This is a genomic window from Mycobacterium sp. 852013-51886_SCH5428379, assembly GCF_001665575.1.
Taxonomy (GTDB): domain Bacteria; phylum Actinomycetota; class Actinomycetes; order Mycobacteriales; family Mycobacteriaceae; genus Mycobacterium.
Genome location: NZ_LZSU01000036.1, coordinates 230235 through 244632 on the forward strand (window position 1 = coordinate 230235; position 14398 = coordinate 244632).

Sequence of the window (14398 nt, forward strand, 5' to 3'; positions counted from 1 at the left end):
CCCCTGAAACAGAATCGCCCCGCCTCGCAAGAGGAGGGGCGATTCTGCACTATCCGAGTGTCAGGCGGCCGGGGCCGCGGTCTCAGCGGGCAGCGGCGTCGCGGGCTCGGTGGTCTCGGTCGGGGTGTCGGTCGTTGTGGTCTCGGTCGTCGACGAGGTCCCCGTCGGGGTGAGCGGCGTCGGCGCATCGGCCGGATCGAGCACCGTGTCGATCATGTAGATCCGGGCGTTCTCGGCAGAGATCCCGCCGCAGATCACCTTGGCGGTGTCGTTGACCGTGATGTCACCGTTCGTGCCGACGACGTTGATCTCGGCGCCCTGCTGGGTGGGCCGCTGACCCTTCACGTCGGCGGGACCCAGCAGACCGAGGAACACGTGGTAGTAGTCCAGGTCGGTCAGCGCGGCCGGATTGCTCTTCAACGCCTCGAGCTGCTCGGGCGGCAGCTTCGCGAACGCCTCGTTGGTCGGCGCGAACACCACGTACGGGCCGTTGTCGAGCACCGACGCCACGTTCACCGCGGGGTTGAGCCCGCCGGAGACCGCCGCGCTGAAGGTGCTCAGGTCCGGGATCTGCGCGAGGACCTGGCTGACCGGCTGGTTGGCGAAGCTCTTCCAGTTCGGGTTGGCTGCCCGGAAGGGATCGCAGTCGCCCTCGAGCGGGCCGAGCGGGGTCTCCACCGACGACGGCTCGGTCGTGGGCTGGGCATAGGCATTGACCGACAGGGGCAGGGACACCGCGATCGCGGCGATACCCACGGCGGCTCCCACTGTCTTGATGCGGGTATTCACTCTCGGCTCCTCAGCTCGTCAGGACGCCTGCGGATGGGCGGCGTCGGACCGGCTACCTGTGTGGCGCCGTTTCGGATGCTAAGGGCACCGCTGGCCTGCGACCAACTCGGCGACCTGCACCTTCACCCGCCGGAGGCTGCTGACCTGCACCGATGCAGGCTGAATCGGTTGTCTCACACCGCAGCACAAACGCCCGCATACGATGACGCCCATGCCAGAACCGCTGATCATCACCCTCGGTGAGAACGCCCCGGACCTGCACGAGACGGCGTGGGTCGCGCCCAACGCCGCGGTGATCGGCCGGGTGTCGCTGCTCGCGAAGGCCAGTGTCTGGTACGGCGCCACTCTGCGCGCCGAGGTCGAGCCGATCGAGATCGGGATGGGCAGCAACATCCAGGACGGCGTCACCGTGCACGTCGATCCCGGCTTCCCGGCCACCATCGGCGCCAACGTCAGCGTCGGGCACAACGCGGTCCTGCACGGCTGCACCATCGAGGACGACTGCTTGATCGGGATGGGCGCCGTCGTCCTCAACGGAGCGCGGATCGGCCGGGGCTCGCTGGTCGCGGCCGGCGCCGTCGTTCCGCAGGGCGCGCAGATCCCCGAGCGGTCGCTGGTCGCCGGCGTCCCCGGCAAGGTGCGTCGCGAACTCGCCGACGCCGACGTCGACGGCAACCGCACCAACGCGGTGCTCTACCAGCACCTGGTCGACGTGCACCGCTGACAGCGGGGTGTGGCGCGGGCAACGCCAACACGACGGTTCCCGGCGAGCGGACCCGGGTACCAAGCGGGAGTGAACACTCAGCGGGTGCTCGTCACGGGCGCCACCGGGTACATCGGCTCGCGGCTCGTCGCTGCGCTCCTGCAGGAGGGGGCCGACGTCGTCGTCGCGAGCCGCACCGTCGAGCGGCTCCGGGAATTCGGGTGGTACGACGACGTCACGAGCGTGTCGCTCGACGCCTCCCAGCCGGAATCGGTCAAACAGGCGTTCGCCGACGCCGGTGAGGTCGACGTCGTCTACTACCTGGTGCACGCCATCGGACAGCCCGACTTCCGCGAATCCGACAACCGTGCCGCCAGGACCGTCGCCGAGGCCGCCCGGGACGCCGGCGTCAAACGCATCGTCTATCTCGGCGGGTTCGTGCCGACCGACGACACCCTGTCCGAGCATCTGGCCAGCCGGGCCGAGGTGGCCGAGGCGCTGTCGGTCGACGGCGGGCCCGACGTGGTCTGGCTGGGCGCGGCGATCGTCATCGGGGCGGGGTCCACGTCGTTCGAGATGCTGCGCTACGTGGGCGATCGGTTCTGGCTGATCCCGATGCCGAAGTGGGCGGCCAACCCGCTCGACCCCATCTCGGTGCGCGACGCGCTGCACTACCTCGTCGCCGCTGCCGACACCGAGAACGTCCCGGCCGGCGCGTACGACATCCGCGGCCCCGAGACCACCACATACGGCGATCTGCTGCTGCGCTACGCCTGTCTGTCTGGCCGACTGCGGGCACCCCTACCGGTCCGCGGGATCGCCATCGGCCTGATCTCGCAGGTCAGTGGTCTGGTGTTGCCGGTGCCCGGCGGGCTGGCCGGCGACCTCGTGGAATCGCTGGACCATCCGATGACCGCGTCCAAGCTCGGCATTCGCGACATCGTGCCCGATCCGCCCGGCGGGCTGATGCCGATCGACGAGGCCGTGAAACGTTCGCTGGCGTCCCGGCGCGCCCAACCGGTCGACAAGCTCAGCGACGTCCACCATCTGGCGGACACCGACCCCGACTGGGCCGGAGGCGATACGCTGCGGATCAAGCAACTCGTCCGAACCATCACCCCACCGCTCGCCCGGCCGGCGCTGGCGCTGTTGGGTGCGGTGCCCGGCCCCGTCGCCGGTGCGCTGCGCACCGGTTTGGACACCCTGGTCAACCTGGTACCGAAAGGTCATCCGGCATGACGGAGGTTTCACCCCCGCCCTGCGACGAGCGCAGCGGCTTCCTCGCCGAAGCGCGCCGCATCCTGACCGGCGTCGCCGAGCCCCACAACGAAGGCCCGGCCACGATCCGCCGTCGCCGGATTCTCGTCGCACTCTTCGTCGTCGTCGGGTTCGTGCTCCTGGGCTACTCGCTCCGGCTGCCGCCCGGCGATCCGTCGTTCTACTGGTTCACCATGGCCCTGGCGGCGTGGTGGACGCTCGGCGCTTTCGTATCGGGACCGGTCCATCTGGGCCGGATCTGCTTCCGCGGACGCAATCAGCGACCGGTGATCACCGGTACCGCGGTCGGAGTGATCCTCGGTGCCATCTTCGTGGTCGGCGGGCTCGTAGCCCGCGAGATCGAGCCGGTGCGCGACTACATCGTCCAGGTCCTCGCATACGCCAACCAGGGATCGCTTGCCGTCATCGTGGCCATCACCGTGATCAACGGCCTGGCCGAGGAACTGTTCTTCCGCGGTTCGCTGTTCACCTCCCTGGGCAAGCGCAACAACGGCTGGTTCGCCTTCGTCGTCTCGACCGTCATCTACGTGATCGTCACGGGCGTCAGCACGCAGAATCCGATGCTGGCGTTCGCAGCGGTCATCCTCGGCACGGTCTGCGCGATGGAACGCCGGGCGACCGGCGGGGTGCTCGCTCCCATGCTGACCCATTTCTTCTGGGGGCTGGTCATGGTCCTTGCGCTGCCACCGATCTTCGGCGTCTGACGCCCGGTCAGCTCAAGGGGTGGGCGATCTCGTCGCGCGGCATCCGCGCGGCGATCAGCGCCACCGCGGCCAGTAGCACCGGTGCGACGCCTGCCACCAGGAAGATCGTCTGCATCGGGATCACCTTCGACAGCGGCCCGACGATCGCGAACGACAGCGGCATGAACGCCAGCGAGACGAAGAAGTCCAGGCTCGACACCCGGCCCAGCATCTCGGTCGGCACCCGGCGCTGCAGCAGCGTGCCCCAGATGACCATGCCGGCGCCGTCGGTCAGTCCGATGACGAAGGTCGCCGCCGCCATCACAGGGAACGACGACGTCGTGCCCACGACGGCCAGCGGCAGGGAGCCCGCGCCCCACATCGCCATCATCACCGTCAGGTAGCGCCGCGGCATTCTCAGAGACGAGACTGCGAGCGCGCCGATGGCGCTGCCGATGCCGAAGAACGCGAGGACGAAACCGTATGCGCGGGCGCCGTCTTCGAAGCGCTGCTGCGCGATGAACGGCAACAGCACCTCGATCGGGCCGAGGACGAGGAGTACGAACACGCTGGCGAACAGCAATGTCCAGAGCAGCCACGGGGTGGACGTCACGAAGCGCACGCCGTCGCGCAGGTCGCGCAGAACATGGTTGCGCGGCGCGGCCGGCGGCTGCTGGGCGACCGCTGCCGGACGGGTTGCGACGAGCAGGAGCAGTGCGAGGCCGAAGAGCGCGGCCACGGTCACCGCGCCCACCGAGGGCACGGTGGCACCGACGACGACGCCGGCCACCGCAGGCCCGACCGAGCGCTGGAACACCGGACGCACGACGCCTTCCACACCGTTGGCGGCCAACAGATGTTCGGGCGCCAGGATGCGGGGGAGGATCGCGCTGTAGGCGGGGAAGAAGAACGCCGCAGCGATCCCCAGGGCCGCCGCCGCCACCGCGAGATGCCAGATGCGCAGCGCACCAACCACACTCAGCACTGCTACCGCCGACACCGCGGCGAGGTTCACGATCTGGACGAGGATGATGATGGCGCGCTGTTCGAATCGGTCAGCCGCGATACCGCCGACGAGCACGAACGCCACCAGGCCGCCGCCGAGGCAGGCGGCCACCAGGGACAGCGACGCGGGATCGTTGTCGAGTGCGATGACCTGCAGGGCCATCACGACGGTCCACATGCCCTCGGCGAAGATCGACAGCGACACCGCGGCGATCAGCAGCCGGTACTCGCGGGAAGCGAAGGGCGCGAGTACGCGCCACCGGCCGGTGCGGCAGGTGTCGGCTTCGTACTGCGTCTTCACCTGTCGATGGTCGCGGACGGGAGCTGTGCCCGTCCAACGATTTTCGGACTACCGGTCGGTGAACTCCGCGGTCCGCCGCTGCTGGAAAGCCTTGGTGCCCTCGCGGAAATCGTTGCCGGCGAGCAGTTCCAGCTGACCCTCGGTCTCGCGGCCCAGCGCTGCCTCGAGTTCGGTCAGCGTCGAAGCGTTGATGGCCTGCTTGGTCTTTCGCAGCGCCACCGCAGGCCCCGACCGCAACGTCGCCAACACCTTGTCCAGCTCGGCGTCGAAGTCCTCGGGTGGGTGCACCGCGGTCACCATGCCCCACTCATAGGCCTGCGCCGCGGTGATCCGTTCAGCCAGCAACGCCATCCGCATGGCGCGGATCCGGCCCACCGCGGCCGCGAACAGAGCGGATGCACCACCGTCGGGCATCAGACCGATCTTGGTGAACGCCAGCATGAAAAATGCCTTCTCCGAAGCGATCACGACGTCGCAGGCCAGCGCCAGCGAGGCCCCCACTCCGGCGGCCGGGCCGTGCACCGCCGCCACCACCGGCTTGGGCAGCGCGACGATCGACCGGACGGCCCGGTTGGCGGCGTCGAGCACCGCGTTGATGCCGACCTCGGCCTTCTTGTGCTGATCCTCCTCGCTGATTCCGGCGCCCGAGCTGAAGCCGCGGCCGGCGCCACCGAGCCGCACCACCTTGACCTGCGGATCGTCGGCCGCCCGGTCGAGGGTGTCGGCCACACCGTTGAGCATCTCGTCGGTCAGCGAGTTCAGGCTGTCGGGCCGGTTCAACGTCACGGCCAGCACGCCGTCGTTGAGTTCCACGGTGAGGTCGTCGATGCTCGTCATGAGTTCACCTTCGCATGCGCGGGCGATGCCCGTGGTCGGTCGACAAGGTTATACAAGTAAGCTATGTCGCGGTCAACTACTCCGAAGGAGCGGTAGAAATGGCGGGACCCCTGCACGGATTGCGCGTCGTCGAACTGGCCGGTATCGGTCCCGGTCCGCACGCGGCGATGATTCTCGGCGACCTCGGCGCCGACGTCGTACGTATCGAGCGACCGGGCAAGGGCCCGGGCATCCCGACGAAAGGTCGCGATCAGCTGCTGCGCAACCGTCGTTCGGTCGCCGCGAACCTCAAGACCGACGAAGGCCGCGAGCTCGTCCTCAAACTGGTCGCCAAGGCCGACGTCCTCATCGAGGGTTTCCGTCCCGGCGTCACCGAACGTCTCGGCCTCGGCCCGGAGGACTGCGCCAAGATCAACGAGCGCCTCATCTACGGCCGCATGACGGGGTGGGGGCAGACCGGCCCGCGCAGTCAGCAGGCCGGCCACGACATCAACTACATCTCGCTCAACGGTGTGCTGCACGCGGTCGGCCGCGCCGGCGAACGGCCCGTCCCCCCGCTGAACCTCGCCGGTGACTTCGGCGGCGGCTCGATGTTCCTGCTCGTCGGGATCCTCTCGGCGCTCTGGGAGCGGGAGCGCTCGGGCCAGGGACAGGTCATCGACGCCGCGATGGTCGACGGCTCCAGCGTCCTGGCGCAGATGATGTGGGCGTTCCGCGCGATGGGCATGTGGACCGACACCCGCGGCGAGAACATGCTCGACACGGGCGCGCCCTACTACGACACCTACACCTGCGCCGACGGTAGGCATGTCGCAGTCGGTGCCATCGAGCCGCAGTTCTACGCCGAGCTCCTCGAGAAACTCGGCCTGCAGGACGCCGGTCTGCCGGATCAGAACGACATGGCGCGGTGGCCGGAGTTGCGCGAGGCGCTCACCAAGGCGTTCGCCGAACACGACCGCGACCACTGGGCCGAGGTGTTCGCCGGCAGCGACGCCTGCTGCACCCCGGTGCTGTCGTTCGGCGAGGTGGAGAGCGAATCCCACAACACCGAACGCGACACCTTCTACCGCGAGGGCGACTGGCTGTTCCCGGCCCCCGCACCCCGCTTCTCCCGCACGCCCAACGCGGCGCCGAAGCCGCCCGGCGTGCCCGGCGCGGACACCGAAGCAGTTCTCAACGACTGGGCTTGAGCCCGAACAACAGAAAGGTATGTGCGAGTGGAAATCAAAGACGCCGTCGCCGTTGTCACCGGCGGAGCATCCGGACTCGGCCTGGCGACCACCAAGCGCCTGCTCGACCGGGGCGCCTCCGTGGTGGTCATCGACCTCAAGGGTGAGGACGCGGTCAAGGAACTCGGCGACCGGGCCCGCTTCGTGCAGGCCAACGTCACCGATCCCGAGCAGGTCAGCGCCGCGCTCGACGCCGCAGAGGAGATGGGCCCGCTGCGCATCAACGTCAACTGCGCGGGCATCGGCAACGCGATCAAGACCCTGAGCAAGAACGGCGCGTTCCCGCTCGAGGAGTTCAACAAGGTCATCCAGGTCAACCTGATCGGCACGTTCAACGTGCTGCGGCTGAGCGCGGAGCGCATCGCGAAGACCGAGCCCCTCGGGGAGGAGCGCGGCGTCATCATCAACACCGCGTCGGTCGCGGCCTTCGAAGGCCAGATCGGGCAGGCCGCCTACTCGGCGTCCAAGGGCGGGGTGGTCGGGATGACCCTGCCGATCGCCCGCGATCTGTCGCGCGAGTTCATCCGCGTGTGCACCATCGCGCCCGGCCTGTTCAAGACCCCGCTGCTGGGCTCGCTGCCCGAGGAGGCGCAGAAGTCCCTCGGCCAGCAGGTGCCCCATCCCGCCCGCCTGGGCGACCCCGACGAGTACGGCGCTCTGGCCGTGCACATCGTCGAGAACCCGATGCTCAACGGTGAGGTGATCCGCCTGGACGGCGCGATCCGGATGGCGCCCCGATGAGCCTGAGAACGAAATTCACCGAGACGTTCGGCATCGAGCATCCGATCGTCCAGGGTGGGATGCAGTGGGTGGGTCGCGCGGAACTCGTCGCGGCGGTGGCCAACGCCGGCGCCCTCGGTTTCATCACCGCGCTCACCCAGCCGACGCCGGCCGATCTGGCCAACGAGATCGCGCGCTGTCGCGATATGACCGACAAGCCGTTCGGCGTGAACCTGACGATCCTGCCGACGATCAACCCGCCGCCGTACGACGAGTACCGCCAGGTCATCGTCGACGCCGGCATCAAGATCGTCGAGACGGCCGGCTCGAACCCGGCCCCGCACCTGCCGATGTTCCACGACAACGGCATCAAGGTGCTGCACAAGTGCACGTCGGTGCGGCACGCCGTCAAGGCCCAGAGCCTGGGTGTCGACGGCATCAGCATCGACGGGTTCGAGTGCGCGGGACACCCCGGCGAGGACGACATTCCGGGTCTGGTGCTGATCCCGGCGGCGTCGGCCAAGATCGACATCCCGATGATCGCCTCGGGCGGATTCGCCGATGCCCGCGGCCTGGTGGCGGCGCTGGCGCTGGGCGCCGACGGCATCAACATGGGTTCGCGGTTCATGTGCACCGTCGAGTCGGCGATCCATCAGAAGGTCAAGGAAGCGATCGTGGCCGGCACCGAACTGGACACCGAGCTGATCTTCCGGCCGCTGCGCAACACCGCCCGCGTGGCGAGTAACGCGGTCTCGCGTGAGGTGGTCGACATCCTCAACAAGGGGGGTCAGTTCGAGGACGTCAAGGATCTGGTCGCCGGCAAGCGCGGCGTGAAGGTCTACGAGATCGGCGATCTGGATGCCGGCATCTGGAGCGTTGGGACCTCGATGGGCCTGATCAACGACATTCCGACGGTCGGCGACCTGGTGGCCAGGATGGTCGACGAGGCGGAGGAACTCATTACCGGTCGACTGGCCGGCATGGTGGGCTCGGCAGGAGACATGGTCGCGGTCTGAGACCGGACCGGGCAGCAAACGGCTCAACTGACACGCGCGCCATATGGGCGCGCGTGGTCAGCCGGCTTGGGCGAGGGGGGTCGAGTCGTCGAGCTGCTCAGAGGTGTCGCCCTCGACGAGAAAATCGCCGTGGTAGAGCGCCTCGAAGTCAACCTTGATGACATCGGCACTGGTGTCGTCGATCCACATGACTGAGAGCCTATGAGTCACCTTTAAGGATTCATTGAGTCACGATTCGGAAAATGGTGGCAATCCTACTTTTCGGTAGGTTTCTGGCCAGTAGGACCTGAGCGGGGTATGAGGTCCGATTGCAATGTCGGGCTGACAGCCCCGTCACGCATATATATCCATGACGACGCTCTCACGCCGACATTGCATGGGTGATACTCATCGCGTGGACAATCCGTTCTTCGCTCGACTGTGGACGGTCATGTCCGGCCACGAGCCGGAGGCGGTGCGGCGGCTGCGCCACGACAATCTCGCCGGTCTGAGCGGGCGGGTGCTCGAGGTCGGGGCCGGGACCGGGACGAACTTCGCCCACTATCCCCCGGGGGTGAGCGAGGTGGTCGCCCTCGAACCCGAGCGCAGGCTGGCCGACCTCGCTAGATCCGCCGCCGCCCACGCGCCGGTACCGGTGACGGTCAGCGAGGAGACCGTCGAGCAGTACCGCACCCAGGACCGGTTCGATGCGGTGGTCTGCGCGCTCGTGCTGTGTTCCATCGACGATCCCGATGCGGTCCTGCGCGAGCTGGCCGGACTCCTCAAGCCGGGCGGGCAGCTGCGCTATCTCGAACACATCGCGGGCAGCGGTGTGCGGGGCCGGATCCAGCGGGTGGCCGACGCCACGGTGTGGCCGCGGCTGCTCGGCAACTGCCACAGCCACCGGCACACCGAGGACGCCATCGCCCGCGCCGGGTTCGACGTGGTGGCCTCCCGCCACGAGTGGGTGTTTCCGCGCTGGCTGCCGTCACCGGTCGCCGAAGTGGCGGTCGGCCGGGCCGTGCGCTCCGGAAACTAGCCCAGAAGTTCGGGCAACCTCGGCAACAGCGCGGGCAGCGCCCCCGCCGCCGTCTCGCGCAGCGACAGCGTCGCACTGTCCGACAGCGGCGTGCGCTCGGGGTTGACCTCGATCACCGGGACACCGCGGGCGATTGCCAGCTCGGGCAGGCCCGCCGCCGGATACACGATGGACGACGTACCGACCACGATGACCACGTCCGCGGACGTCACGGCCGCCACCGAGCGCTGCCACGCGTCGTCGGGCAGCGCCTCGCCGAACCACACCACGTTCGGACGGATCAGCCCGCCGCACGGACACCGCGGCGGATCCACCGCCTCGACTGGTTCCGGCATCTCCGGCAGATCACCCTCGAACTCCGCACCGCAAGAGTCGCAATGGAATTCGAACAGACTGCCGTGCAGGTGGTAGACGCGATCACTGCCGGCCCGCTCGTGAAGATTGTCGACGTTCTGGGTGACGACGTGCACCTCGGCGTAGTCCTGCCACGCCGCGACCGCGCGGTGCCCGTCATTGGGGGCCACGCCGCCCATCATGTAGTGCCGCCACAGATACCAGGCCCACACCTTCTCCGGCTGGGCCCGCCAGCCCTCGACACTGGAGATCTCGTAGGGGTCGACAGTGGCCCACAGCCCTGTTTCCACGTCGCGAAACGTCGGCACCCCGCTCTCGGCGGAGATGCCGGCGCCGCTGAGTACCGTCACCTGCACATGACCAACGGTAGTCGGGTGGGTGATACTGAGCACGTGGCCGAATTGGGGGATTGGGTTCAGATGGACCCGCGGGCGCCGCAACCACTCTTCGAACAGCTCCGGCTCCAGATCATCGACGGTGTCCGCGACGGCCGGCTGCCGCCGGGCACCCGCTTGCCGACGGTCCGTGATCTGGCGGGGCAGCTCGATCTCGCGGTCAACACCGTGGCGCGGGCCTACCGCGAACTGGAGACGTCGGGGATCCTCGAGACCCGCGGCCGGTTCGGCACGTTCATCGCCCGCAGCGATCCGGCCGACACCGCGATGGCCACGGCGGCCCACACCTTCGTCGCGGCCGCCCGCGCGCTGGGCGTCGGCCGCGACGACGCGATCCGGTACGTCGAGGACGCGTTCGGCTAACCGAATTCGAGCAGCGTGAACACCGGGCGCACCGCGTCGAACACCGGAAGTCGCTGCGCCGCCCACACCAGGGAGTTGATGATCCGGCCGCGGCCCTGAGGTAATGCGACGTCGTGCACCGCCCGGATTCCGGGCACCTTGTTCACCAGGTCGGCGGCCTCGCTCGGACTGAGGCTGAACGGCATCGGGGGAACCCGGTAGCGCAACGAGGTCCGCATCCCCTTGCGCGCCCACCACGCGAACCACGACGGCGGCAGGTCGAACATCATCCGCCCGCCCGGGAACCGTTCGGCGCACGCGGTGATCAGCGCCATCGACTCCTCGGGCTGCAGATACATCAGCAGACCCTCCGCGGTGATGAACACGCCGTCGGAGTCGTCGACGTGGTCCATCCAGCTGTAGTCGAGCGCGGACTGGGCGCGGACGGCGACGCGATCGGACTGCGGCAGCAGTTGGTTGCGAAGCGCGATGATCGGTGGGAGATCGACGGTGAGCCAGCGGAAGTCGTGTCCGACGTCGGGGGTCTGGCCCTCGGCGTCGAGACGGTAGAAGCTGGTCTGCAGACCCTCGGCCAGCGCGACGATCGTGGCCTTGGGGTGGGTGCGCAGATAGCGCCGGGTTTCGGCGTCGAACGCCTTGGCGCGCAACGCCATATCCTGACGCCGGCTGGGCCCGAACTTGGCGAAGTCGAAGTCGATTGCATCGACGAGGTGAACGGCCATCGGATCGTCGATGAGGGCATCCGGGCGGCGAGCCTCGGCGGCCCGCACCTGCAGCGTGAGCAGTGCCGTCTCCGACACACCGGTGAGCGCGCTGCCGTCCGCCCGTCCGGAGAGGGGAGCGTTCGGGGTTGGTGTCATGCTTTCGAATCTACCGACCGCAGCACCTTGTCCAGGGTGCGCAGGTTGCGCGTGGTGGTCGACGACTTGTACCGCTTCTTGCCCATGGTGGCGCCCATGGCGGTCTTGAGCGTGGCGCTTCTCGGCACCTGCCAGTAGACGACGCCGTCGCCGCGCTCGATCTTCTCCTCCGGCGCGGCGTCCGCCGCCAGAGCGGCGAGCTCGTCGAGCACATCGCCGTCGCTGACGAAGGTGACGTAGGAGTGGTGGCCCTCGACCTCCCGCTCGAACGGATACGCCGCGGAGATCGCGGCGACGGTGTCCATGTCGTAGGCCAGCACCCAGGCGTCGTAGCCGAACCGATCCCGCAGCGCCCGCTCGGCGGTGGTGCGCACGGTGCTCGTCGCGGCGCCGCTGTCGAAGACGACGTTTCCGCTGGCGAGGATCGTCTTCACCGCGGTGAAACCGGCGTCCTCGAAAGTCGCTTTGACGTCGGCCATCTTCAGCGTCACCTTGCCGACGTTGACACCCCGCAGGAACGCCGCATAGCGCGTCATGACCCGAACTCCAGCAGCGTGATGCTCGGCCGCCCGCGCCGGTAGACGCCGATGCGATCCCACCCCGGCCGGAACATGACGTCAAAGACGCCACGACCGCGGGGCATCGCGACGTCGTACGCGGACCGAACCCCCGGCACGCTGTCGGCCAGCGCCACCCCGTCGTCGGCGGTGAAGCCGAACGGCATCGGAGGTGCGGTGTACCGGTCGGACAGCTTCCAGCCCTTCAGGGTGCGCCGGCTCAACCACGGCGGGATGTTGTCGAACATCAACCGGCCGCCGGGAAAGCGTGCGGCGCAGTCGGCGATCAGGCCGATGACGTCGTCGGGGTCGAGGTACATGAACAGGCCTTCGGCGGTGATGAAGACACCGTCCGAGGGGTCGACGCGGTCCATCCAGCTGCGGTCGAGCGCGGATTGGGGCAGCGCGACGATGCGGTCGTCGGCCGGCAGCAGTTGCTCGCGCACCGTCATCACCGGCGGCAGATCCACCGAGTACCAGGTGAGTTCGTCGGCGACGCCGGTCCGGTCCAGCCGCCACAGGCTGGTCTGCAGGCCCTCGGCCAGCGCTACGACCGCGGCCCTGGGGTGGGCGGTCAGAAAGACGCCGGTCGCGGTGTCGAAGGCGCGGGCGCGCAGCGCATGCGACTGGTTGGGCTTGCCGAACTTCAGGTAGTCGTACTCGATCGTGTCGAGCAGCGTGACGGCCCACGGATCGCGGATCACGCCGTCGGAGCGCTTGGCCTCGGTGCCGCGGTTGTGCAGCGTCCACAGCGTGGTGGCCGAGACGCCGTCGAGGGTGTTGCCGTCGATCGCACTCATCGCTTTCGATGGTAAGGACTCCGCCTTGGACTACGCTCGTTTCATGGCGCGCCAGGTGTTCGACGACAAGTTGTTGGCCCTCATCGGCGGCAACTCGCTGGGGGTGCTGGCGACCCTCAAACGTGACGGCCGCCCGCAGCTGTCCAACGTCTCCTACTACTTCGACGCGCGCGCGGTGGCGATTCAGGTGTCGGTCACCGAGCCCCGGGCCAAGACGCGCAATCTGCGCCGCGATCCGCGGGCGTCGATCCACGTCGGTTCGGACGACGGCTGGGCGTACGCCGTCGCCGAGGGCGACGCGGTGCTCACCCCGCCCGCCGCCGCCCCCGACGACGACACTGTCGAGGCGCTGATCACGTTGTACCGCAACATCTCCGGTGAACATCCGGACTGGGACGATTACCGCCGCGCGATGGTCGACGACCGGCGGGTGCTGCTGACGCTGCCCATCTCCCACGTCTACGGCATGCCGCCGGGCGTGCGGTGATCAGGCGCGGGTTATTTCGAATGACGGCGCCGCACCGCCCACGCTAGGCTTCCGGCATGGCTGAGCAACCGGAAGACGACAACAAGCGCAGGTTCCGGGAAGCGCTCGAACGGAAGAAGGCGAACGCCGGCGGCGGCACCGACCACCGCGACGGCGGACGCAAGCAGCCCAAACAGCACGGGCCCGTCGAAAACCGCCGCGAGTTCCGCCGCAAGAGCGGCTGATCGCGCCGGGGGAGGTCAGTCTCCGGCGCGGTCCGCGTTGGCGTGGATTGCCTCGCGGCAGTACTGCGCGAGGCCCGGGAGCCCGAAGGATTCGTCGTAGGTGGCGACGTATCTGGGGTCGCTGACGTACATGTCGCCCAGATTGCGGTGGAAGGCCGGCGGGCACTCGTAGAACCAGCGGTTCACATGCCGTCGGTGTAGCTCCGCGGCGTCCATCGCCTCCCTGGACTCGGGTGGCAGCCCGGCGCGGAACGCGTCGGCCAGGGCCTTCTCGACGGCTTCTCCCTCGGTCTTGATCTGAATCCAGTCGTCCTTGCCGTAGGCCTTCGCCCGTCGCTGCGATTCCTTCCACTCCGCGGTCTCGCCCCACTTCTGTTCGGCTTCCGCCTGATAGTCGTCGAAGCCGTCGCCGAAGAGCTCGCGCATGTCGTCGTCGGTCATGGGGGTGTTCGTCATCGCTTTCTCCAATGCCTGGTCGATTGCCTCGACGAGCTCGTTCAGCTCGTCGAGCCGGGCCATGACGCGTTCGCGTTGGCGGAGCAGATGGCTGACCTCGTCGCCCTCGGCGAGCAGACTGGCGATCTCGTCGAGCGACAGTTCGAGCCGGCGGTAGACGATCACCTGCGACAGGCGCATCAGGTCTGCCGACGTGTACACGCGGTAGCCCGATGCCGTTCGTCGACTCGGGTTCAACAAGCCGATCTGGTCGTAGTGGTGAAGCGTCCGGACCGTGATGCCGAACCGCTCCGCGACCTGGCCCACGGTGAGTGCGTCCACCA

General features: G+C 68.4%; 19 protein-coding genes. 10 read left to right on the forward strand and 9 right to left on the reverse strand.

Annotated elements, in window-relative coordinates; genetic code table 11:
- Positions 1-60 precede the first annotated feature (60 nt).
- Positions 61-789 (reverse strand): fasciclin domain-containing protein, encoded by a 729-nt coding sequence (locus A5757_RS15820; protein WP_066835739.1) that lies wholly within the window; start codon positions 787-789, stop codon positions 61-63.
- Between the two features lie 211 nt (positions 790-1000).
- Between A5757_RS15820 and A5757_RS15825 the strand changes: the two genes are divergently transcribed.
- The 3 genes from A5757_RS15825 to A5757_RS15835 all read left to right on the forward strand — a co-directional run bounded on the left by A5757_RS15825 (position 1001) and on the right by A5757_RS15835 (position 3474).
- Positions 1001-1513 (forward strand): gamma carbonic anhydrase family protein, encoded by a 513-nt coding sequence (locus tag A5757_RS15825; protein ID WP_066835911.1) that lies wholly within the window; start codon positions 1001-1003, stop codon positions 1511-1513.
- Between the two features lie 69 nt (positions 1514-1582).
- Positions 1583-2731, forward strand: coding sequence for an SDR family NAD(P)-dependent oxidoreductase (locus tag A5757_RS15830; protein WP_066835740.1), 1149 nt, complete (start codon positions 1583-1585; stop codon positions 2729-2731).
- Complete coding sequence (locus A5757_RS15835; RefSeq protein ID WP_066835741.1) at positions 2728-3474, forward strand: CPBP family intramembrane glutamic endopeptidase; 747 nt, start codon at positions 2728-2730, stop codon at positions 3472-3474. The genes A5757_RS15830 and A5757_RS15835 overlap by 4 nt, the downstream gene beginning before the upstream one ends.
- A gap of 7 nt (positions 3475-3481) precedes the next feature.
- Here A5757_RS15835 and tet(V) read toward each other — a convergent pair whose 3' ends face one another.
- Both tet(V) and A5757_RS15845 read right to left on the reverse strand, forming a co-directional pair.
- Positions 3482-4759, reverse strand: coding sequence for a tetracycline efflux MFS transporter Tet(V) (gene tet(V) / locus A5757_RS15840; RefSeq protein WP_066835742.1), 1278 nt, complete (start codon positions 4757-4759; stop codon positions 3482-3484).
- A gap of 48 nt (positions 4760-4807) precedes the next feature.
- Positions 4808-5596, reverse strand: a complete 789-nt coding sequence (locus A5757_RS15845) for an enoyl-CoA hydratase (RefSeq protein WP_066835744.1) — start codon at positions 5594-5596, stop codon at positions 4808-4810.
- A gap of 98 nt (positions 5597-5694) precedes the next feature.
- Here A5757_RS15845 and A5757_RS15850 point away from each other — a divergent pair, with 98 nt between their 5' ends.
- From A5757_RS15850 to A5757_RS15860, 3 genes are read left to right on the forward strand one after another with little or no spacing between them, the layout of a single operon-like run.
- Positions 5695-6786, forward strand: coding sequence for a CaiB/BaiF CoA-transferase family protein (locus A5757_RS15850; RefSeq protein ID WP_066835746.1), 1092 nt, complete (start codon positions 5695-5697; stop codon positions 6784-6786).
- A gap of 27 nt (positions 6787-6813) precedes the next feature.
- Positions 6814-7566, forward strand: a complete 753-nt coding sequence (locus A5757_RS15855; protein WP_066835748.1) for a 3-hydroxyacyl-CoA dehydrogenase — start codon at positions 6814-6816, stop codon at positions 7564-7566.
- Positions 7563-8561 (forward strand): nitronate monooxygenase family protein, encoded by a 999-nt coding sequence (locus A5757_RS15860; RefSeq protein ID WP_066835750.1) that lies wholly within the window; start codon positions 7563-7565, stop codon positions 8559-8561. Before A5757_RS15855 ends, A5757_RS15860 begins: the two co-directional genes overlap by 4 nt.
- A 57-nt stretch (positions 8562-8618) precedes the next feature.
- Here A5757_RS15860 and A5757_RS23895 read toward each other — a convergent pair whose 3' ends face one another.
- Positions 8619-8750 carry a hypothetical protein gene (locus A5757_RS23895; RefSeq protein WP_255360373.1) on the reverse strand — a complete coding sequence of 44 codons (132 nt, stop codon included), beginning with the start codon at positions 8748-8750 and terminating at the stop codon, positions 8619-8621.
- A gap of 187 nt (positions 8751-8937) precedes the next feature.
- Here A5757_RS23895 and A5757_RS15865 point away from each other — a divergent pair, with 187 nt between their 5' ends.
- Entirely contained in the window at positions 8938-9579 is a 642-nt protein-coding gene (locus A5757_RS15865; protein ID WP_066835752.1) for a class I SAM-dependent methyltransferase, read from the forward strand.
- Here the strand turns inward: A5757_RS15865 and A5757_RS15870 are convergent.
- A complete protein-coding gene (locus A5757_RS15870; RefSeq protein WP_066835754.1) occupies positions 9576-10289 on the reverse strand; it encodes an NAD-dependent deacylase in 714 nt (237 codons plus the stop codon). The two genes, A5757_RS15865 and A5757_RS15870, sit on opposite strands and share 4 nt — an antisense overlap.
- 36 nt (positions 10290-10325) lie before the next feature.
- On the opposite strand from A5757_RS15870, the gene A5757_RS15875 reads away from it, so the two are divergent.
- Complete coding sequence (locus tag A5757_RS15875) at positions 10326-10691, forward strand: GntR family transcriptional regulator (RefSeq protein WP_066835756.1); 366 nt, start codon at positions 10326-10328, stop codon at positions 10689-10691.
- On the opposite strand, the gene A5757_RS15880 is transcribed toward A5757_RS15875, so the two are convergent.
- From A5757_RS15880 to A5757_RS15890, 3 genes are read right to left on the reverse strand one after another with little or no spacing between them, the layout of a single operon-like run.
- Positions 10688-11551, reverse strand: coding sequence for a class I SAM-dependent methyltransferase (locus tag A5757_RS15880; protein WP_066835758.1), 864 nt, complete (start codon positions 11549-11551; stop codon positions 10688-10690). The two genes, A5757_RS15875 and A5757_RS15880, sit on opposite strands and share 4 nt — an antisense overlap.
- Complete coding sequence (locus tag A5757_RS15885) at positions 11548-12087, reverse strand: DUF1697 domain-containing protein (RefSeq protein ID WP_066835760.1); 540 nt, start codon at positions 12085-12087, stop codon at positions 11548-11550. Before A5757_RS15885 ends, A5757_RS15880 begins: the two co-directional genes overlap by 4 nt.
- On the reverse strand, positions 12084-12908 hold the full coding sequence (locus tag A5757_RS15890; RefSeq protein ID WP_066835762.1) for a class I SAM-dependent methyltransferase: 825 nt from the start codon (positions 12906-12908) through the stop codon (positions 12084-12086). Before A5757_RS15890 ends, A5757_RS15885 begins: the two co-directional genes overlap by 4 nt.
- A gap of 43 nt (positions 12909-12951) precedes the next feature.
- Between A5757_RS15890 and A5757_RS15895 the strand changes: the two genes are divergently transcribed.
- Positions 12952-13395: a PPOX class F420-dependent oxidoreductase gene (locus A5757_RS15895; protein ID WP_066835765.1), complete on the forward strand. Its 444-nt coding sequence runs from the start codon at positions 12952-12954 to the stop codon at positions 13393-13395.
- A 56-nt stretch (positions 13396-13451) separates the two neighbouring features.
- Positions 13452-13619, forward strand: coding sequence for a DUF5302 domain-containing protein (locus A5757_RS23225; RefSeq protein ID WP_156618435.1), 168 nt, complete (start codon positions 13452-13454; stop codon positions 13617-13619).
- Positions 13620-13634: 15 nt separating this feature from the next.
- Here A5757_RS23225 and A5757_RS15900 read toward each other — a convergent pair whose 3' ends face one another.
- Positions 13635-14396, reverse strand: a complete 762-nt coding sequence (locus tag A5757_RS15900; protein WP_066835913.1) for a MerR family transcriptional regulator — start codon at positions 14394-14396, stop codon at positions 13635-13637.
- Positions 14397-14398 lie beyond the last annotated feature (2 nt).